We start from the raw sequence: 19468 nt of genomic DNA on the forward strand, positions 1-19468 counted from the left end.
GCGGCCGGAGGTCGGCAGAAGCCATGCTGCGCCGCTTACGACAAGCTAGCAAGTAGAATTGGTTCGCGGATGCGTCCGTCCGCGGAATTGCACGTCACGCAATTTTCAGCGTGAGATCGTTGCCTTCCGTCTCGGCAAAGCCCGCCTGCAGCACCTCTTCGCGCTTGTGGCGCAAGTGCGCGCGCAGAATATGCGAGAGGCCGGCCCCGTCGCGCCTCTGCAGCGCGTTCAGGATCGCCTCGTGCTCCTTCACCGCGAGGGCCCAGCGCTGCGGCGTCATCGGCGTGACGTAACGCGCGCGGCGGATGCGTGCTGTCACCGATGTGTAGAGCCCCGCGAGCACGGGGTTTCCGGCTGCGGTGACGATGGCTTCGTGAATGGCGCGGTTGCCGCGGTAGTACTGGATCAGGTCGCCGTCGCGATAATGCTCCACCATGGCTGCATGCGCGGCGGCGATCGCGTCAATCTCGGCGTCCGTGATGCGCTCGCAGGCGAGTTCGCCGGCGAGGGCCTCCAGGCCCTGGCAGACCTCGAACAGGTCGCGCATGTCCTTGTCGGTCAGTTTTGCTGAGCGCGAGCCGCGATGCGGCAAGAGCTGCACGAGTCCCTCGGCGGCGAGCACCTTGAGCGCCTCGCGCAGCGGTGTGCGCGAGATCCCGAGCCGCTCGCACAGCTCGCGCTCGGGAATCCGGGCGCCCGGCGGAATTTCGCCGTCGAGCAGGATCGCGCGGATACGGCTGACGACATCCTCGTGAAGCATGGGATCGGCGCTCCAATTTGAATGCAAAACCGGAGTGTTTGGTCGAAAAATCGCAGTTCCAGCTTGCTAATCGCGAATTTTGCATTCAAAAATGCAAAAAACAAGAGGACATGAGGAAATGGACTTGGCGGCGGCGACGGACGACCTCGTTTTTGAATGCAACGACGGCATCGGGCGGATCACCTTCAACCGCCCGCAGGCTCGCAACGCCTTCACCTTCGCGATGTACGAACGGCTCGCCGCGATCTGCGAGCAGGCCAACCGCGACCAGACCATCAAGGTGCTGGTGCTGCGCGGAGCCGGCGACAAGGCCTTCGCCTCGGGTACCGACATCAACCAGTTCCGCGAATTCAGGACACCGCAGGACGCGATCGACTACGAGAACCGGATCGATCGCGTGCTGACCACGCTGGAGCAGTGCCGCGTGCCGACCATCGCCGCGATCAACGGGTTCTGCACGGGCGGCGGGGCCGGCATTGCCGCAGCCTGCGACCTGCGCATCGGCACGAAGAGCACCAAGATCGGATTTCCGATCGCCCGCACGCTCGGCAATTGCCTGTCGATGTCCAATGTCAGCCGTCTCACGGCGCTCATCGGCGCTGCGCGCGTCAAGGACATCATCTTCACCGCGCGTCTCGTCGACGCCACGGAGGCCGCGAGTGTCGGATTGCTCGGCGAAATCGTCGAGGATCTCCCAACTCTCGACCGCCGCGCCGGCGAGGTCGCCCGGCTCGTCGCCGGCCACGCGCCGCTGACGCTGAATGCGACCAAGCAGGCGGTCGCGCGCCTGCAGCGGCGGCTGACGCGTGACGAAGGCGAGGACCTCATCCTGATGTGCTACACGAGCCAGGATTTTCGCGAAGGGCTCGATGCTTTCCTCAACAAGCGCGCGCCGCAATGGCGTGGCCAATAGGACGCCCCGATGCAAAGCTCGCAATCCACCTCGCGCCGTTCGGGACCGCTCGCCGGCCTCAAGGTCGTCGATCTCACCCATGTCATGGCCGGGCCGACCTGCACGCTGATGCTCGCCGACATGGGCGCCGACGTCATCAAGATCGAAAAATCGCCGAACGGCGACGACACCCGTCATTCGGTGCCGCCGAAGATCGGCGATGAGGCGGCCTCCTTCCTGATGATGAACCGCAACAAGCGCGGCATCGTGCTGGACCTCAAGACCGAGGGCGGCAAGCAGGTGCTGCGGCGGCTGATCGCGGACGCCGACGTGCTGGTGGAGAACTTTGCGCCCGGCGCGATGGAGCGCCTCGGCTTCGGTTACGAGGAGCTGCACAAGCACTATCCCTCGCTGATCTATTGCTCGCTGTCGGGCTTTGGCCGCACCGGTCCCTACAAGCATCGCCGCGGTTTCGATCTCGTCGCGCAGGCCATGAGCGGCATCATGAGCTTTACCGGCGAACGACCCGACGGTCCGCCGGTGAAATGCGGCCCGCCATTGTCCGACATCACCGCCGGCCTGCTCGCGAGCATGGGCATCCTCGCGGCCTACGCGCACCGTCTCAAGACCGGCGAGGGGCAGTGGGTCGAGACCTCGCTCTACGAGGCCGCGCTGGTGCAGACCTATTGGCAGTCGACCATCGCGCTCGCCGCAGGCACCGCGCCGCGCGCGATGGGCTCGGCCCATCCGCTCAACGCGCCGTATCAGGCGTTCGAAGCCTCGGATGGCTGGCTCGTGGTCGGCGGTGCCAACAAGAAGCACTGGCTGTTGATGTTGGAAGCGCTCGGCGCGAGCGAGCTGGCCGCCGACCCCCGCTTCGTCAACGGCGCCGACCGCATGGCGAATCTCAGAGAACTGGAAGCGGTCTTGAGCGAGCGCTTCCGCACCCAATCGCGGGCGCACTGGCTCGCGGCGCTGGACGAGAAGGGCGTGCCGTGCGGACCCGTGCACGACATGCTCGAGGCGCTCAGCGATCCCCAGACTCTGGCGCGCGAAATGGTCGTCGAGGTCGAGCATTCCACGCTCGGACCTGTGAAGACGATCGGGCTTCCGGTCAAGTTCTCGGAGACCCCGGGCAAGGTGCGATCGGGGGCTCCCGTCTATGGCGAGCATACGCGCGAGGTGCTGGCCGAGCACGGGTTCGACCAGATGCAGATCGAAGCGCTCGCAAAGGAAGGCGCAATCGTCCTGGGCTCGGCAAGACGCGAGGAGCGCGTCGCCTGACCGGACGTCGATACGACAAGACCAAAGATAAGAATACGAAGACAAAAATCAGCTGGAGGAAATCATGGGTCGGACGTCAACATTTCTGCTCTCCGCGGCCGCGACCGTGCTCGCCGGCACGATGCCGGCGCTCAGTGCCTGGCAACCGCAAAAGCCGATCGAGTTCGTGGCGACTGCCGGGCCGGGCGGCGGCACCGACAATCTCGCCCGCGCGGTGCAGAACATCATCACCAAGCACAAGTTGACGGAGCAGCCGATCGTCGTCGTCAACAAGGGCGGCGGCAGCGGCGCCGAAGGCTACGTCTACGGCAAGGCGTCGGCCGGCGATCCCTACAAGGTGATCTTCGGCACCTCGAACGCCTGGCAGCAGCCGCTCGTCTCCAAGGTCGCCTTCAACTACACCGATCTCACCCCGATCGCGGCGATGGCGCAGGACGAGTTCCTGCTCTGGGTCAAGCAGGATTCGCCCTACAAGAATGCGGGCGATTATCTGAAGGCGGCGGCATCGGGCGAGTTCAAAATGGGCGGCGCGCAGTCCAAGGACACCGACGAAGTCTTGACGCGCATGATCGAGAAGGTTGGCAAGGTCAAGCTGACCTACATCCCCTTCAAGAGCGGCGCCGAGACCGCCGTGCAGCTTGCCGGCGGACATCTCGACTCCCACGTCAACAATCCCAGCGAGAGCCTCGGGCAATGGCGCGGCGGCACGCAGCGTCCGCTTTGCGTGTTCAGCCCGAAGCGGTTGCCGCAGGGGCCGAAGGTCACCGCGACCGAAGGCTGGAGCGACGTTCCGACCTGCGTCGAGCAGGGCCTCGACATCAAGCAATATGAGCAGCCGCGCACGGTGTGGCTGCCCGGCAAGGTCACGCCGGAGCAGGCCGCGTTCTATGTCGACCTCATGAAGAAGGTGCAGGCAACGCCCGAGTGGAAGGACTACATCGAGAAGACGTCCCAGGTCGACACTTTCCTGACCGGCGCCGAGTTCGACAAGTTCATCAAGGTGGACCTCGAGCACGTCAAGCAGGTCGCCGGCGAGCAGGGCTGGCTCGTCAAGTGAGGCGGGGCGGGCAGGTCGCCTGCGGCCATCCTTCGAGACGCCCGCCTGCGGCGGGCCCTCAGGATGAGGTCGGGCTTTGCGGCGCAATGTCTGACCCTCATGGTGAGGAGCCCGCCAACGCGGGCGTCTCGAACCATGCAGGCCGTGATCGTTCGGCAGGCTTCCCGCTGTCACATGGGACCGTTTGGCCTTCGAAGGTTCTACGTCATGATCTCACGTCGCGCGCTTGAACTCGCCACTGCCGTCCTCACCGGAGGTTTCGGCGTTACCGTCGTCATCTCCAGCCTCGACAACGGCATCGGCTGGTCGAGCGCGGGCGTCGAGGCCGGCACGTTTCCGTTCCTGACCGGCATCATCATCGTGCTCGGGAGCCTCTACAATCTGGTGCGGGGCGTGCTGCCGGTAGCGTCCCTGGCCAATGTCCCGGTCGCGATCACACAGCTCGAGTTGCGCCGGCTTGCCGGCCTGTTCGTGCCGGCCGCGATCTTCGTTGGCGCGATTCCGCTGGCTGGGATGTACGTCGCCTCGGCGCTCTATGTCTTCGCGGTGCTGGCAATCCCGCGGCACCAATCCGTGCCCCGTGCGCTCGCCATGGCGGGGGCAACCTCGCTGGCGCTCTATGTCGTGTTCGAGCGCATGTTCCAGGTCAGCCTGCCGCACGGTGCGCTCGCCGCCGCACTCGGGTTCTGACGGAGAAGCCGATGGACAATCTCGCAGAGCTCCTGCACGGCTTCACCATCGCGATCACCGTGCCGCATCTGGCCCTGATGGTCGTCGGCGTGTTGCTCGGCATTCTGGTCGGCGTGTTGCCAGGGCTCGGCGCGCCGAATGGCGTGTCGCTGCTGTTGCCGCTGACCTTCGGCATGCAGCCGGTGTCGGCGATCATCCTGCTCTCCAGCATGTATTGGGGCGCGCTGTTCGGCGGCTCCGTGACCTCGATCCTGTTCAATATTCCGGGCGAGCCGTCGTCGGTCGCGACCACCTTCGACGGCTATCCCATGGCGCGGGACGGCCGGCCGACCACGGCGCTCGCGACCGCCTTCGGCTCGGCGGCGTTCGGCGCCCTGATCGGTGTCGTCCTGATCACGTTCCTGGCGTCCTGGGTGGCGCAGGTCGCGCTCGCCTTCGGCCCGGCGGAATATTTTGCGGTCTATTTCCTGGCCTTTGCCAGCTTCGTCGGCATGGGCGGCGCAGCGCCGATCAAGACGGTCGTGGCGCTCGCGATCGGCTTTGCCATCGCCGCGATCGGCATCGACACCGTCTCCGGCAGCGTGCGCCTCAACATGGGCATCGACGAGCTCGTCAAGGGCGTCAGCTTCGTCGTCGCGGTGATGGGCCTGTTCGGCATCGGCGAGCTGCTGGTCGCGGTCGAGGAGGAGTTTCATGCCCGCGCGGTGTCCTCGAAGATCGACTGGCGCGAGGTGTTTCGTGCGGTCGGCCGTCTGCCGCGGCATGGCGTGGCGCTGCTGCGCAGCGCTGCGATCGGCTGCTGGATGGGAATTACTCCGGGCGGCCCGACCGCGGCCTCGTTCATGAGCTATGGCATCGCACGCCGGTTCTCGCGCCGCGGCCGATATTTCGGCACGGGCGAGGTCGAAGGCATCATCTCGCCGGAGACCGCCGATCATGCCGCCGGCACCAGCGCGCTGCTGCCGATGCTCTCGCTCGGCATCCCAGGCTCGGCGACCGCGGCGGTCATGATGGGCGGGCTGATGATCTGGGGCCTCAATCCCGGGCCGATGCTGTTCGTCGATCAGAAGGACTTTGTCTGGGGCCTGATCGCCTCGATGTATGTCGGCAACATCGTCGCGGTCGTGCTGGTGCTGCTTACGGTTCCGGTATTCGCCGCCTTGATGCGGATTCCCTTCGCGGTGATCGCGCCGCTGATCGTGATCATCTGCGTCGTCGGCGCCTATTCCGTCTCGAACTCCTATCTCGACGTGGTCATGATGCTCGGCTTCGGCGTCGTCGGCTATCTCTTCAAGAAATTGTTCTATCCGCTGGCGCCCCTCGTGCTCGCCATCGTCATCGGCGACAAGGCCGAGGACGCGTTCCGGCAGTCAATGCTGATGTCCAAGGGATCCCTCGGCATCTTCTTTGCCAACAAGCTGGTGACATGCCTGATCGTGGCCGGCATCGCGCTCCTGCTGCTGCCGCTCGTGCTGCAGCTCGCGCGCCTTTGGCGCAAACCCTCATCCCCCACGGCCGATGCGACAAGCCAGGAGAAGGTGATCATATGACCGCAAAGCCGCTGATTGCGCTGGCCATGGGAGATCCCGCCGGCATCAGCCCCGAGCTGACGGCCAAGCTGGTGGGGCACGATGACATCCGCGCCCGAAGCCGGCTCGTCGTGATCGGTGACCGCCGCATCTTCGACGAGGGCGCGCGCGTTGCCGGCGTCAAGCCGGCGCTGACGACGGTGAAGCAGGGCGCCGACCTTCGCGCGGCAGCGGGCGAGGCGCTGTTCGTCGACCTCGGCCATCTCGATCCCAGGGAGGTCGAGCCGAAGACCGCGACCCTTGTCGGCGGAAAATTCGCGCTGACCAATTACAGGCACGCGCTCGAGCTTGGCCGCGATGGCCGCGTCGATGCGGTCTGCTTCACGCCGTTCAACAAGCAGGCAATGCGGCTTGCGCGCGCCGAGTACGACGACGAAATCGCGTTCTCCGCCGAGGTGGTCGGCCTCAAGACGCCTGCCAGCGAATTCAACGTGCTTGATCAGCTCTGGAACGCGCGGGTGACCTCACACATTCCGCTGAAGGACGTGGCCGCAAAGCTGACCAGCGAGCGCATCCATCGCGCGCTCGAGCTGACCGATGCCTGCATGCGCAAGGCTGGCTTCGCGCGGCCGCGCATTGCGGTCGCCGGTCTCAATCCGCATGCCGGCGACGGCGGCAATTTCGGCCGTGAGGAGATCGACGTGATCGCGCCCGTGGTCGCGGCCGGCCGGCGCGAGGGCATTGCCGCGGAGGGACCGTTCCCGGCCGATACGGTGTTTCTGCGCGCCAAGGCCGGCGCCTTCGATGCGGTGCTGACGATGTATCACGACCAGGGCCAGATCGCGATGAAGCTGATGGGCTTCGATCGCGGCGTGACCTTGCTCGGCGGCTTTCCATTCCCGATCTGCACGCCCGCGCACGGGACCGCCTACGACATCGCAGGGCAGGGCATTGCTTCCATCGGCGCCAGCCGCGCCGCGGTGCTGCTCGCGGCGGAGATGGCAGCGGCCGGCAAGCGTCCTGGATGAACGACGAGCCCGCCGATCATGCGCCTGCCGGGGAATGTTGGACATCGCCGCGACTGTTTTGCCCGACGTGTCAACGCGCTTTGGTGAGGTCGTATGGCGATGGCAAAACAGTAATGAAAACAACCCCCAGGCTACTGTGCATGGGGTTGTTTTCGCGTTTTTGAATCGGCCTGCGAGCTCAGGCCCCGCAGACGATCACGCCGTACCAGCCGAGCCCGCGATAGGTCTCGTAGCCCGGCGTCGCATGGAAGGCGATCAGCGAACCGTTGCGGTCGTGATAGAAGCCGGAGCGCTGGCCGTTCAGCGAGATCGAGATGCGCTCGCTGAGGATGCCCTGGCCGTCGGACGCCGCGATCACGCGCATATTCGAATCGACCAGCAGCACGCGCGCCTTGTCGCTGTCGCCGACGCGCACGCCCTGGACGATGGCACGAGCCTGCGGCTCCCAGTCGAAATGGATGGCGAGCACGCCGATCGGGGCGCCGTTCGCCTGACCGCCGGCGCGGACACTGGCGCAATAGGTCGCCACCTGCGCGTTGCCGAGCAGCGGCTGGTTCTCGACGTCGCCGGCGACGTAATCGTCACCGGAGCGCAAGCTGTGCGCCTCGCGAAACCATTTGGTGTGGGCGACGTTCTGGCCGACGACGCGGAAGCGGTCGGCCCGGCCATTGGCGATGACGTTGCCGTCGAGGTCGCAGAGCCACAGGTCGAGATAGACGGTGTAGGCCCCGAGGATCACGCCCAGGCGCTGCGAGGCATGCGAGACGGCCGCGGCGCTCGGGGAGGCCGCGCAATCGACCACGGCGGAATCGGTCGCCCACCAGCGCACGTCGCAGGTGCGTTCGTAGAGATTGCGGTCGATCAGCTCGATGGCGTTCAGCGACAGGTCCATCATGCGCTCGCCGCGCGATCGCTGGCTCATCCGCTCGATCGAGGAGACGAGGTCGCCGGTGCGCTTCGTCAGCTGTGTCTCGAGCTCGCGTGCGATGGTCTCGACCTGCTGGCCGACGCCGCGCACCTCCTGCGCCACCACGGCAAAGCCCGCGCCTTGCGCGCCGGCGCGCGAGCTCTCGATCAGCGCGTTCAGCGCCAGCATCTTCATCTGGTTTGTGATCTGCTGGATCGACTTGGTCTTGTCGACCGCGATCTGGTTAACCTCCGCGGTGAGGCGGTTGATCAGCGCGGAAATATCGGAATCGTCCTCAGCGGGTTCGGTGGCGATCGGCTTGGCCTTCAGACCCAGCGCAGCAGACATCGGGGGCATCCCTTGGCAATGAGGTCTGATCTGCAACGAACCCGGAACTACAAATTACAGATCGAATACGATTCTTTTTCGAAGATTCCGCCTAACGCCTGCTTAATTTGCTGTTCGGCGGATTGCCCAAATGATAGTCACTCGGCGCAGCAAATCGGCAATCCACCGCTTTGTGCGCCGCGGAGATTGCAAATGCCCGGAGATTCCGGGTCAATCGTTCCGCAAGCCGGACCGGCGCGACCTCGTCGGCTGCGGCTTCCTCAAACCAACTGCGATACATGACGCCGCCTGCCACCGCCTTGCCTGTCGAAGCGCCCCAGGCGTTCCTCGGCGTCGCGCGCTCGCTGACCGACAAGCTCTGGCGCGACCGGCTGGATGCCCGCGGCGCGGCCAAGGCGCTTGCGATCGTGCAGCAGCACCAGCTCCCGGAGCTGCTGGCCCGGGTGCTGGCCGGCCGCGGGGTCGATATCGATGCAGTCCAGGACTTCCTCGATCCGACCATCCGCAAGCTCTTGCCGGACCCGTTCACGGTGACGGAGATGGAGGCCGCCGCCAAGCGGATCGCGGATGCCGCAGCGAAAGGCGAGAAGGTCGCGATCTTCGGCGACTACGACGTCGACGGCGCGACCTCGGCGGCGCTGCTCACCTGGCACCTGCGCCATTGCGGGCTCGATCCGCTGATCCACATTCCCGACCGCATTTTCGAGGGCTACGGCCCTAATACCGAAGCGGTGCGTGCGCTCGCCGCGAAGGGCGCCACGCTGCTCGTCACCGTCGATTGCGGCACCACCAGCATCGAGCCGCTCGCCGAAGCCAAGCGCCTCGGCTTGTCCGTGGTTGTGATCGACCATCACCAGGCCGGCACGGAGCTGCCGGAGGTTGACGCGCTGGTCAATCCGAACCGGCTCGACGATCTCTCGGGCCTTGGCCATCTCGCCGCCGTCGGCCTCGTGCTGGTGACGCTGGTGGCGGTCAATCGCGAGCTGCGCCAGCGTGGCTTCTGGAGCGCGGAGATGCCCGAGCCGGATCTGCTCGGCATGCTGCATCACGTCGCGCTCGGCACGGTTGCGGACGTGGCGCCGCTGATCGGCCTCAACCGCGCCTTCGTCGCCAAGGGCCTGATCGCGATGCGCCGGCGCGATCATGTCGGCCATACCGCGCTGATGGACGTGGCGCGGCTCAACGGGCCGCCGGAGGCCTGGCATCTCGGCTTCATGCTGGGCCCGCGCATCAATGCCGGGGGCCGCATCGGCCGCGCCGATCTCGGCGTGCGGCTGCTGCTGGAGGGCGACAGCGTCGAGGCGGCGCGGATCGCGGCCGAGCTCGACCGCCTCAACAGCGAGCGCCGCGTCATCGAGCAGGCCGCGGAGGCGCAGGCCGAGGCCGAGGCGCTGGCCTCGATCGGGCTGGAGGACAAGCTCGGCGTCATCATCACGGCCTCCGAAGGCTGGCATCCCGGCGTCGTCGGCCTCGTCGCCTCCCGCCTCAAGGAGAAGTTCTCGCGGCCCGCCTTCGCCATCGCCCTGGAGCCCGGCGGCATCGGTACCGGCTCGGGCCGCTCGATCGCCGGCGTCGATCTCGGCAAGGCGGTGCGGCAGGCGGTGGCCGACGGCATTCTGCTCAAGGGCGGCGGGCACGCGATGGCCGCGGGCGTGACGCTGCGGAAAGAGAAGCTCGCCGAATTCCGCGCCTATCTCGAGAACGCATTGGCGCAGGATGTCGCCGAGGCCCGCCACGTCAACGAGCTCTATATCGACGGCGCGGTCTCCGCGCGCGCGGTGACGACGGAGCTCGCGGCGACGCTCAACCGCGCCGGGCCTTTCGGCAGCGGCAATCCGGAGCCCGTGCTGGCGCTGCCGGCGCACCAGCTCATCTTTGCCGACGAGGTCGGCCAAGCTCACCTGAGGCTGCGCCTCAAGTCGGGCGACGGCGCCATCGTCAACGGCATCGCATTCCGCTCGGTCGGCCAGAAGCTCGGCAACGCGCTGCTCGCCAATCGCGGCCAGCAATTGCATGTCGCCGGCTCGCTCTCGGTCGACCGCTATCAGGGCGCCGAGCGGGTGCAATTCCGCGTCGTCGACGTCGCGCTACCGGACCAGGGGCCGTCCGTGATTAGATGACGCATGATCCGGAAAAGTGTGAAGCGGTTTTCCGAAAAGATCATGCGTGAAAGATAACGTCTCAAACAACAAGAAAAGGGAGTGAACATGGCAGGGCAGGTTGAGGGCAAGGTCGCGCTGGTGACAGGCGGGGCCTCCGGTATCGGTGAGGCCATCGTCGAGCTGTTCGCGCGCGAGGGCGCCACCGTCGTCATCACGGACATCGATGAGTTGCGCGGGCCCGAGCTCGCCAAGCGCGTGACAAAGGCTGACGGCAAGGCGATCTTCCTGGCGCAGGACGTCACCAGCGAGGAGCGCTGGATCGAGGTCGTCGCTGAGATCGCCAAGCGCTACGGCCGGCTCGATATCATGGTCTCCAATGCCGGCATCGGCATTGCCGTGCCCTCGATCGTCGACATGACGCTCGCCGACTGGCGCAAGCAGATCGCGATCAATCTCGACGGCGTCTTTCTCTCGGTCAAGCATTGCCTTCCCCTGATGCGCAAGCATGGCGGCGGCTCGATCGTCATGATGTCTTCACTGGCGGGCCTGCGCGGCGCGCCCGGTCTGTCTGCCTATTCAGCGACCAAGGGGGGCGTGCGGCTGTTCGCCAAGTCGATCGCCATGGAATGCGCGGCGGCCGGCGACGGCATCCGCGTCAACTCGGTTCATCCCGGCATCATCGATACGCCGATCTGGGGCAAGATCCCGACCGGGGCGACCGGCGCCGGCCAGAACGCGCCGATCGATCCGGAGGAACGGGCCAAGGTCGCAACCCCGCTCGGCCGCGCCGGCCATGCCGCGGAGATCGCCTCCGGCGTGCTGTATCTGGCCTCCGATGCCTCGCGTTACGTCACCGGCAGCGAGCTCGCGATCGACGGCGGCATGAACGCCGGGGGCGTGCCGCGGCGGGCCTGAGCCGCGCAGGGCAGGGTGGCATGCGCAGGGGCTGACGCGCAGGCGCGGCCGCTGTACAACACGAATAGCTCCCGACCGACAGAGGTGCCCTTCGCCATGGCGCACAGCCTTCATGCTTCCTCACCCGCGCCCGCGCCATTCCGCTCGAACCGGCCGGACCTTGCGACCGATGCGATCCGCACCGCGCGCGAGGATCTGGCCGCCTGCTTCCGCATGGCGGCGCGCAACGGTTTTGAGGAAGGCATCTGCAATCATTTCTCGGCCGTCGTGCCTGGTCACGACGATCTGTTCCTCGTCAATGCCTATGGCTACGCCTTTCGGGAATTGACCGCGTCCAAGCTCCTGATCTGCGATTTCCACGGCAACGTGCTTGACGGCGAGGGCGTGCCCGAGGCGACCGCGTTCTACATCCACGCCGAGATGCACAGGCTGCTGCCGCGCGCCAAGGTCGCGTTCCATACCCACATGCCCTACGCCACGGCGCTTTCGATGACCGAGGGCGAGCCCCTGATCTGGGCCGGCCAGACCGCGCTGAAATTCTATGGCCGGACGGCCGTGGACCGCGACTATAACGGCCTCGCGCTCGACAACCGCGAAGGCGCGCGGATCGCCTCGGCAGTGGGCGATGCCGATATCGTCTTCATGAAGCATCATGGCGTGATGGTGCTGGCCCCGACCATCGCGGAGGCCTGGGACGACCTCTATTACCTCGAACGCGCTGCCGAGGTGCAGGTGCTTGCGATGTCGACGGGACGCAAGGTGCTGCCGGTCGATCCCGCGGTTGCGGCCGAGACCTACCGGCAGATGCGCGAGGGCGATAGCGAATCCGCACGGCTGCATCTCGCCGCGATCCGGCGTCAGCTGGATGCGGAGGAGCCGCAGTACCGGCACTGACCACTTGTGTCATTCCGGGGCGCGCGAAGCGCGAGCCCGGAATCCATCGTGCAGCAAACAACGTAGTGAAATGGATTCCGGGCTCGCGCCAAGTGGCGCGCCCCGGAATGACGGCAGGAGAGGGTCTTGGCCTACGACCCCTGCCGCAGCTTCGCCAGCACCTTCAGCCCGCCATAGCCGTCGGCCGGCGTGATGCCTGCGCGCTGCTGAAAGTCCTTGACCGCCTTCATGGTGTCGTTGCCGACGCGGCCGTCGGTGCCGCCGGTGTCGAAGCCGGCTTTGGTCAGGCGCGTCTGCATCTCCTGCACTTCGGCGAGCGTCAGGGCGCGCTCGGAGCCGGGGAAGGGTTGAATGAACGGCGGCGCGCCGAGGCAGCGGTCGCCGAGATGGCAGATCGCCAGCGCATAGTTCATCGAAGGGTTGTAGCTCTTCACCGCGTAGAAATTCGGTCCCAGCAGGAACGTCGGCCCGCCCGCGACCGGCGTCCACATCTGCGCGGATGCGTTCGGCTGCGGGAAGGGCGCACCGTCGGCGCGGGTGACGCCGGCCGCCTGCCAGGCCGCGTAGCTGCGGCTGCCGCTCATATTGCCGGCCGCACGCACCTCGTAGCCCCAATGCTCGCCGCGATGCCATTTGCCGCGATTGACGAGATATTTTGCGGTCGATCCCAGCGCGTCATCGGGCTTGCCGAACGGCGACACCTTGCCGTCGCGATCATAGTCGATGCCGACATTGAGCCAGACTTCCGGCATCCATTGCGAATGCCCCATCGCGCCGGCCCAGGAGCCCTTCATCTCCTCGGGCGTACTCCAGCCCTTATCGACGATGCGCAGCGCGTTGATCAGCTCGGTCTCCCAATAGGCCTTGCGGCGCGGCTCGTTCCAGGCAAGCGCGGCGAGCGAGGGAAATACCGGCGTCATGTGGTTCTGCTGCACCAGAGGATCGCCATAGGCGGACTCGACGCCCCACAGCGCCAGCAGCGTGCCGCGCTCGACTCCGAAATCGCGCTCGATGCGCCCAAGCAGCGCCTCATTGTTCTTCAGCGCGATCTTGCCGTTGATGATGCGCCAGTCGGAGACGCGGCGATTGATGTATTGCCAGATCTGTTCGTGGAATTCAGGCTGGCTGCGCATCTGCTTGAACACGCTCATGTCGGGTTCGACCCGTCCCATTACGCGTTGCCAGGTCGCGGCGGAAATGCCCTTCGCCAGCGCACGTGCACGAAAGCTCTCGCGCCATTCCTCGAAGCCCGGAGGCGCGGCGTGAACGCTCGCGGGTAACGCGAGCACGGCGGCCGCGCCCAGCGTGGATTTCAGAAGTGCGCGGCGGGTTTGATGGGGCGAGGAATCAGCGTGTTTCATCTGCACATTCTAGCCGGAAACATGGCCCGTGTGAGTCGGTTCCTGGAACAGCCGTTGCATGATTTGGTGTCGCCCCATGGTCCTGTTCCGCCGGAACAAACTGTCGCAGTCCCGCATTCCCTCCGCACGATATGAGGAGAAGAATATGAGGACATATCTGTTTGCCGCCGCAATGATTACCGCCATCGCGACTCCCGTGTGCGCTGACGAAGTCGGCGTTCACGTCGGTCCGGTCGGCGCCGGCGTGACGGTCGGTCAATCCCATGAATATCGCGAGCGGGAGCGCGATCGCGACCGCACCACCGTGATCAGGGAGCGCGAGCCCTCTGATCGCACCACGGTGATCAAGAAGGAAGATGAATTCGGCAATCGCGAAAAGACCGTGATTCATCACGACAACAACTGACGGAATAGGCCCCGGCCTGAGTGCCGGGGCCACTTCCGTTCATCAGGAAGTCGGGCTCGAATGAAGATACGCACGCATGCGGAGAGCCATGTCGTCGAACTCGATGACGGATCGCAATGGCAGATCTTTCCCGGCGATCTCGCGACCACGCTGAGCTGGAAGCCCGAAACCGAGCTGCACCTGGAGCCGAGCCGCGACCAGGTGAGTTCGCATGTGTTGGTCAATGCTGCCGATAGAACCCGCGTGCGGGTGATCGCCGCAGGCGAGGCCTGGCCCGACGGCGAGGTCAAGGATGCGCTGAAGGGCGGGTAGGGTCCTGCGGGTCGCAGAAGGCGGGACGGAGCCGTCCAGACTAATCCTCTTGTAGCTCGGTCGCGATGCCGGTGAGCCAGCGCCGGATTGCAGTCTCCGTCTTCATATCCAGGCCGCGAGCAAGGCGCTTCTCCAATTCGATCACGCGCTCCCGGCAGGCTCTCAGAAGCGTGGCGCCGCGCGGCGTCAGCGTCCATTGCTGGATGCGGCCGTGAACGGGATGGGGCGTCATCGCGATCGCGCCGTCACGTTCGAGATTGCGGATGATGACCCCGACGGTCTGAGGCGTTAGGAAGGTGAGGCGGGCAACGTCGGCGCCTGACAGACCCGGATAGGCCTTCAGCATCGTCAGCACGGCGAATTGCGGCGAGGTAACGCCGAGATCGGCGAGGGCCCGCTCCATCGTCAGCCGGACCGCGGCATGAGCCTGGCGCAGCAGATAGCCGAGATAGCCTTGCTCGCCGCGCTTGCCTTCGCCGGGAGCGGGGACGCGCACCGTGCCGTCGTCGGCAGGTTCCTTGCGGGCAGTTTTCGATCTTGCGGCGACAGCCGTCTTGCGCGACATATCAGAGCTCTTATAAGATATAAGGACACTTACAATAAGACGAGGTGAGCCGCAATGTCCCATGCCCGCAGCGAATACGAGGATTTCAAGACGATCGCGCCCGACGTCTTTGATGCGGTGTTGGCGCTGGGGCAGCTCGCGGGCAAGGCCGGCCTGGACAAGCAGCTGATCGAGCTCGTCAAGCTGCGCGCCTCGCAGATCAACGGCTGCGCCTTCTGCGTACAGCACCACGTCCTGCTGTCGGAGCGGATCGGCGTTCCCGTCGACAAGCTTCATCTGGTCGCGGTCTGGCGCGAGGCGCCGATCTTCTCGCCGCGCGAGCGTGCCGCGCTCGCCTGGGCCGAGGCGTTGACCTTGCTGCCGGACGGCGTCAGCGAGGAAGTCTACGCCGAAGCCGCCCGGGAATTCTCCGAGAGCGAGCTGATGTACCTGACTTCGGCCGTCGCCTCGATCAACGTCTGGAACCGTTTTGGTGCCGCATTTCGTTGGACGCCGGCGTCGCGGCCGGCGGCCGCGAATGTTGCGGCATCCTGATCGGCGCGCGGGGAGGTCACGATGACAGCAATGAACTTTTCCGTCGCGCAACGCCCGGCGCCGTCAGGTTCGACGGTGTTCGCCGTCGTCGCGGGGCTCGCCTGCGCGCTGGCGATCGGCAAAGCGCTTCCTGTGACGATGGACACTGTGTCCGGCGCACTGGCCCCGCTCTGCGCCAGTGCTGCGGATGGCTCGTCGCTCGACAAGGTCGAGCCGATCGGCTCCTACGCGCTGCCCAACGTCCCGGGCAAGCGCGTCACCATCGTGCGCGTCTCCTACGGTCCCGGCGGATTTTCGCGGCCACATCGTCACGCAGGCTCGGTGACGGCCACCGTCACCAAGGGCGAGATCCGCTCCCAGCTCGGCGGCGGCCCGGTCGAGACGTTCGGCGTCGGCCAGTCGTTCTTCGAGCCGCCGGGCTCGACGCACCTGGTCTCCGCCAATGCCAGCATGACCGAGCCGGCGGAGTTGATCGCGGTGTTCGTGGCGGATGAGGGCGCGCAGCTCACGACATTCCTGGATTAGCTCGCGCGCATCGTCCGGATGCGGCTAAGAGGCTCGATCCCGCGATCGCCTCAACCGTTTCCAGACCGGTGCGAGTCCGTATTCGACGGCCGGAATCGCAAGTGCACCGATGATCAGCCCAAGCACGCCCGAGATGGCGGCTTCGACCGACCATTCGACGATACCGGCAACTGATGGGAGGAGATGCGCGGCAGCCTCGGTCGCGGCATGGACCGTTTGGCCGACCGCGGGCGGGCCGTATTTTTCGATGCCGTGCAGGATGATGCCGCCGCCGACCCAGATCATGGCGGCGGTGCCGATGGTGCTCAGCACCGCCAGGAAGGCGGGCATGCCGCGGACGAGCGCGCGCCCGAGCAAGCGGATCGCGCCACCAATGAAGGAGGCGCTGTCGTAACGCGCAAGGGCCAGGCCGGCATCGTCCGCCTTCACGATCAGGGCGACCACGCCGTAGACCCCGACCGTGATGGCGAAACCGACCAGCGCCAGCACCAGCGCCTGTGTCCAGATGCTGCCCACGGGGAGCGCCGCCAGCGTGATCGCCATGATCTCCGCCGACAGGATGAAATCCGTCTTGATGGCGCTCGCGACCTTCTCGTCCTCGACCGAGCTTGCATCCGGCGCGATCGGCTCGAGCTGGGCTTCGTGATGGTGCGCGTGATGCGGCATCACGGCTTCGAGCACCTTCTCGGCACCCTCGTAGCAGAGAAAGACGCCGCCCAGCATGAGCAGCGGCGTGACGGCGGCAGGAAGGAAATAGCCAAGCAGCAGAGCTACCGGCAGCAGGATCAGCAGTTTGTTGCGCAGCGATCCGACCGCGATCTTGCCGACGATCGGCAGTTCGCGTTTCGAGGCGAAACCGATGACGTAATTCGGCGTGACGGCGGCGTCGTCGATGACCACGCCGGCGGCCTTCGCGCCCGCTTTGGCCGCCTGGCCCGCGATATCGTCGAGCGAGGCCGCCGCCACCTTCGCGATCGCTGCGATGTCATCGAGAAGACCGATCAGTCCGACACTCATCAACCCTGTCCTTTGTTCGTTGGAGCCGGCGGTGTGCGCGACAACAGCTCCTGCACTGCCCGGCCACGGAGCGGGCAAGCCGTCAGTTGTCCTCGCCGCTCGATCCTTCGCGCAGATCCGGCTTGAGCACGTCGTCCGGCAAAGCGTGTGCGACCGGCTGCGCCGTGACCGCAATCTCCGGGCCGATCTCGCGGCCGCGGGCGCGGATCAGGCGTTCATAGGCGGAGACCAAGGTGACGTAGGGGCTGACCCAGATCCAGCCGTCCCGTGTGAACACCTGCGCGTCGAAATGCAGGTGCAGCGACGTTCCCGCGGGATGGTCGAGATAGTTCGAGATCACACCGATCTTCTCGCCTTCGGTAACGATGCGGCCGCTGAGCACGCCGTCGGCGTTCATCGCATGCGGGTTCATGTGCATGTAGCGGAAACGGATGTGCTCGGTGCGGCTGTTGACCTGAAGCGTCGCGGCCTGGTCCTTGGCTCCGCGGATCACGATCGCGTCGCGCACGGCGACGACGGCGCGCCGCTTGGGATCGCAGGGCTCGCGGCCTTCACCGGGCGGCGGGCAGTCCGCGGCCCGGATGTCCTCGCCCTGGTGGCCGTAGCCGCCGGCACATTGCCACACCTCGAAACTGCGGGACTCGCAGAAATTGTCGCGCCAGGGATAGGCGGTCGGACCATCGCTCCTGTCGCGCTTGCCGTAGGATTGCGAGCGCACGAAGGCGGGTGCCTTTTCGAGAGGAAAGCGGATCTGGGCATAGACCATCACGTCGGGATGGCCGCCCTGCTTGCGGTAACCGGTGTTCGGGATGATGTCGCCGCTTGGCCGGTAGGTGAAGTCCGGCGAACGCTGCGCCGGACGATCGAGCACGTTCGAGGCAATGTCCGTCAATGGCCGCGTGCGTTGGCCGCCGGCGACACGCAGAGCCTTCAGGAAGCGCTCAGCGACCGGATAGGCTTCCTTGCAGGCGAGCCGCCTCGGCTTGGCGACGCTGTCGAGGCACTGGATCGAGACCACATAGGCGACGCCGAAGCGGGTGAAGGCGTAGCGGATATAGCCTTCGCGGATGAATCGTCGCAGGTCCGGATAGAGCGTCGCGAGCGGCTTGACCGGCTCGCCCTTGCCCCCCGCGGGATCGGCGATGTCGTAGACGAGCGCCGAGCCCGTGATCTGCACTTCGACCGGCCGTGCGAACACGCGGGCCGGCATGCCGTCGCCGGCGCCGGGCTCCAGCGAGAAGGTCGCGCTGTAGCCGGCGGGGCCGGCATCGAACATGTCGACGGGATTGAAGTCCGCCTGGTAGCGTGAAAGTGCGAGCGTCGCCGGCGCGCCGCTGCGTTGCCCATCGAGGTAAGCGGCGGCGTCGAACGGCAGCAGCACGGGCACCGGGCTGCGGGTGATGCCGGTGAAGAAGCGCGAGGAGACCGCGTTGAGCTGCACCAGTGCGGGCGTCGCGCGCGGATCGTAGCGCGGCACGGAGCGGCGAGGCGCGAAGGCGAAATCCTCCGCGACGCGTGGGCGGCTATTGATTTCGGTGCGGAACTGGTCGAGCGCTGCGCGCCAGTCGACGCGCAGAGCCGTGAGCGAGGGGCTGCGGAATTCATCCGCAGCGAGAGCAGAGGCCGTGAAGAGCGAAAGCGACGCCAGAAGTTGCGAGACGAAGCGGAAACCCTTCCCAACCACTGTCTCGCCCCCCGGCGCCACCTGTTGCGACCGCTCTGGTTCCCGTCAGTCCTTGGCGCGCTCGGAATAGGAGCCGTCTTCGGTCATCACCACGATGCGGGTGCCGACCGAGATGTGCGGCGGCACGGTGGTGCGCACGCCATTGGAGAGCACCGCGGGCTTGTAGGACGACGATGCGGTCTGGCCCTTGGTCACCGGCTCGGTCTCGACCACTTCCAGCGTGACGCGCTGCGGCAGCGCGATCGAGACCGGGTTGGTGTCGTGCATGGACAGCTTGACCGTCATGCTCTCCTGGAGATAAGCGGCGGCATCGCCGACGACGTCCTTGGGAACCTGGACCTGATCGTAGGTCTCCGGGTTCATGAAGTGGAAACCGTCGCCGTCTTCATACAGGTAGGTGTAGTTGCGCTCTTCGATGGTGGCCTTTTCGACCTGGTCGGTGGTCTTGTAGCGCTCGGAGATCTTTACCCCGTCCGAGATTCGGCGCATTTCGATCTGGCTGACCGGGGTGCCCTTGCCGGGATGGATGTTCTCGGCGCTGACGACGACATAAAGCTTGCCGTCTTGCTCGATCACGTTGCCCTTGCGAATAGAACTGGCGATGACTCTCAAAGTGATATTTCCTGCTTGCTTGGCCCGGCACCGGCCAGGACGTGGT

At 66.0% G+C, this 19468-nt stretch carries 20 protein-coding genes; 13 read left to right on the plus strand and 7 right to left on the minus strand.

Annotated features, from left to right (window positions below):
• Window positions 1-94: 94 nt before the first annotated feature.
• On the minus strand, window positions 95-760 hold the full coding sequence (locus AC066S_RS19040) for a GntR family transcriptional regulator (protein ID WP_478270319.1): 666 nt from the start codon (window positions 758-760) through the stop codon (window positions 95-97).
• A gap of 118 nt (window positions 761-878) precedes the next feature.
• Between AC066S_RS19040 and AC066S_RS19045 the strand changes: the two genes are divergently transcribed.
• The 6 genes from AC066S_RS19045 to AC066S_RS19070 all read left to right on the plus strand — a co-directional run bounded on the left by AC066S_RS19045 (window position 879) and on the right by AC066S_RS19070 (window position 7240).
• Window positions 879-1673, plus strand: a complete 795-nt coding sequence (locus AC066S_RS19045; RefSeq protein ID WP_478270320.1) for an enoyl-CoA hydratase/isomerase family protein — start codon at window positions 879-881, stop codon at window positions 1671-1673.
• A 9-nt stretch (window positions 1674-1682) separates the two neighbouring features.
• A complete protein-coding gene (locus tag AC066S_RS19050) occupies window positions 1683-2936 on the plus strand; it encodes a CaiB/BaiF CoA transferase family protein (protein ID WP_126261486.1) in 1254 nt (417 codons plus the stop codon).
• 64 nt (window positions 2937-3000) lie between these two features.
• Window positions 3001-3993 carry a Bug family tripartite tricarboxylate transporter substrate binding protein gene (locus AC066S_RS19055; protein ID WP_126261485.1) on the plus strand — a complete coding sequence of 331 codons (993 nt, stop codon included), beginning with the start codon at window positions 3001-3003 and terminating at the stop codon, window positions 3991-3993.
• Between the two features lie 207 nt (window positions 3994-4200).
• Window positions 4201-4683: a tripartite tricarboxylate transporter TctB family protein gene (locus AC066S_RS19060; protein ID WP_478270321.1), complete on the plus strand. Its 483-nt coding sequence runs from the start codon at window positions 4201-4203 to the stop codon at window positions 4681-4683.
• 11 nt (window positions 4684-4694) lie between these two features.
• The gene (locus AC066S_RS19065; protein ID WP_478270322.1) at window positions 4695-6233 is read left to right on the plus strand and encodes a tripartite tricarboxylate transporter permease; all 1539 of its coding nucleotides are present in this window, start codon (window positions 4695-4697) and stop codon (window positions 6231-6233) included.
• Window positions 6230-7240, plus strand: coding sequence for a 4-hydroxythreonine-4-phosphate dehydrogenase PdxA (locus AC066S_RS19070; protein ID WP_478270323.1), 1011 nt, complete (start codon window positions 6230-6232; stop codon window positions 7238-7240). Before AC066S_RS19065 ends, AC066S_RS19070 begins: the two co-directional genes overlap by 4 nt.
• A gap of 178 nt (window positions 7241-7418) precedes the next feature.
• On the opposite strand, the gene AC066S_RS19075 is transcribed toward AC066S_RS19070, so the two are convergent.
• A complete protein-coding gene (locus AC066S_RS19075) occupies window positions 7419-8495 on the minus strand; it encodes a methyl-accepting chemotaxis protein (RefSeq protein ID WP_126261480.1) in 1077 nt (358 codons plus the stop codon).
• Between the two features lie 278 nt (window positions 8496-8773).
• On the opposite strand from AC066S_RS19075, the gene recJ reads away from it, so the two are divergent.
• The 3 genes from recJ to AC066S_RS19090 all read left to right on the plus strand — a co-directional run bounded on the left by recJ (window position 8774) and on the right by AC066S_RS19090 (window position 12406).
• Window positions 8774-10615 (plus strand): single-stranded-DNA-specific exonuclease RecJ, encoded by a 1842-nt coding sequence (gene recJ / locus AC066S_RS19080; RefSeq protein WP_478270324.1) that lies wholly within the window; start codon window positions 8774-8776, stop codon window positions 10613-10615.
• Between the two features lie 87 nt (window positions 10616-10702).
• Window positions 10703-11512, plus strand: a complete 810-nt coding sequence (locus tag AC066S_RS19085) for an SDR family NAD(P)-dependent oxidoreductase (protein WP_478270325.1) — start codon at window positions 10703-10705, stop codon at window positions 11510-11512.
• Window positions 11513-11608: 96 nt separating this feature from the next.
• Window positions 11609-12406 (plus strand): aldolase, encoded by a 798-nt coding sequence (locus tag AC066S_RS19090; RefSeq protein ID WP_478270326.1) that lies wholly within the window; start codon window positions 11609-11611, stop codon window positions 12404-12406.
• A gap of 131 nt (window positions 12407-12537) precedes the next feature.
• Here the strand turns inward: AC066S_RS19090 and AC066S_RS19095 are convergent, their stop codons facing one another.
• A complete protein-coding gene (locus tag AC066S_RS19095) occupies window positions 12538-13767 on the minus strand; it encodes a lytic murein transglycosylase (RefSeq protein ID WP_478270327.1) in 1230 nt (409 codons plus the stop codon).
• 145 nt (window positions 13768-13912) lie between these two features.
• Here AC066S_RS19095 and AC066S_RS19100 point away from each other — a divergent pair, with 145 nt between their 5' ends.
• Together AC066S_RS19100 and AC066S_RS19105 are read left to right on the plus strand one after the other, a co-directional pair.
• Window positions 13913-14173: a hypothetical protein gene (locus tag AC066S_RS19100; RefSeq protein ID WP_126261524.1), complete on the plus strand. Its 261-nt coding sequence runs from the start codon at window positions 13913-13915 to the stop codon at window positions 14171-14173.
• 60 nt (window positions 14174-14233) lie between these two features.
• Entirely contained in the window at window positions 14234-14485 is a 252-nt protein-coding gene (locus AC066S_RS19105) for a hypothetical protein (RefSeq protein ID WP_126261475.1), read from the plus strand.
• 40 nt (window positions 14486-14525) lie between these two features.
• On the opposite strand, the gene AC066S_RS19110 is transcribed toward AC066S_RS19105, so the two are convergent.
• Window positions 14526-15050: a MarR family winged helix-turn-helix transcriptional regulator gene (locus tag AC066S_RS19110; protein ID WP_126261474.1), complete on the minus strand. Its 525-nt coding sequence runs from the start codon at window positions 15048-15050 to the stop codon at window positions 14526-14528.
• A gap of 54 nt (window positions 15051-15104) precedes the next feature.
• On the opposite strand from AC066S_RS19110, the gene AC066S_RS19115 reads away from it, so the two are divergent.
• The gene (locus AC066S_RS19115) at window positions 15105-15584 is read left to right on the plus strand and encodes a carboxymuconolactone decarboxylase family protein (protein WP_478270328.1); all 480 of its coding nucleotides are present in this window, start codon (window positions 15105-15107) and stop codon (window positions 15582-15584) included.
• Between the two features lie 21 nt (window positions 15585-15605).
• A complete protein-coding gene (locus tag AC066S_RS19120) occupies window positions 15606-16109 on the plus strand; it encodes a cupin domain-containing protein (RefSeq protein WP_126261472.1) in 504 nt (167 codons plus the stop codon).
• Between the two features lie 24 nt (window positions 16110-16133).
• On the opposite strand, the gene AC066S_RS19125 is transcribed toward AC066S_RS19120, so the two are convergent.
• The 3 genes from AC066S_RS19125 to efp all read right to left on the minus strand — a co-directional run bounded on the left by AC066S_RS19125 (window position 16134) and on the right by efp (window position 19422).
• Window positions 16134-17126, minus strand: coding sequence for a DUF808 domain-containing protein (locus AC066S_RS19125; protein ID WP_126261471.1), 993 nt, complete (start codon window positions 17124-17126; stop codon window positions 16134-16136).
• A gap of 82 nt (window positions 17127-17208) precedes the next feature.
• Window positions 17209-18831, minus strand: a complete 1623-nt coding sequence (locus AC066S_RS19130; RefSeq protein ID WP_478270329.1) for a M23 family peptidase — start codon at window positions 18829-18831, stop codon at window positions 17209-17211.
• A gap of 24 nt (window positions 18832-18855) precedes the next feature.
• Window positions 18856-19422, minus strand: a complete 567-nt coding sequence (gene efp, locus AC066S_RS19135; protein ID WP_126261469.1) for an elongation factor P — start codon at window positions 19420-19422, stop codon at window positions 18856-18858.
• Window positions 19423-19468: the final 46 nt, after the last annotated feature.

Source organism: Bradyrhizobium sp. CFUWI, from assembly GCF_056429085.1.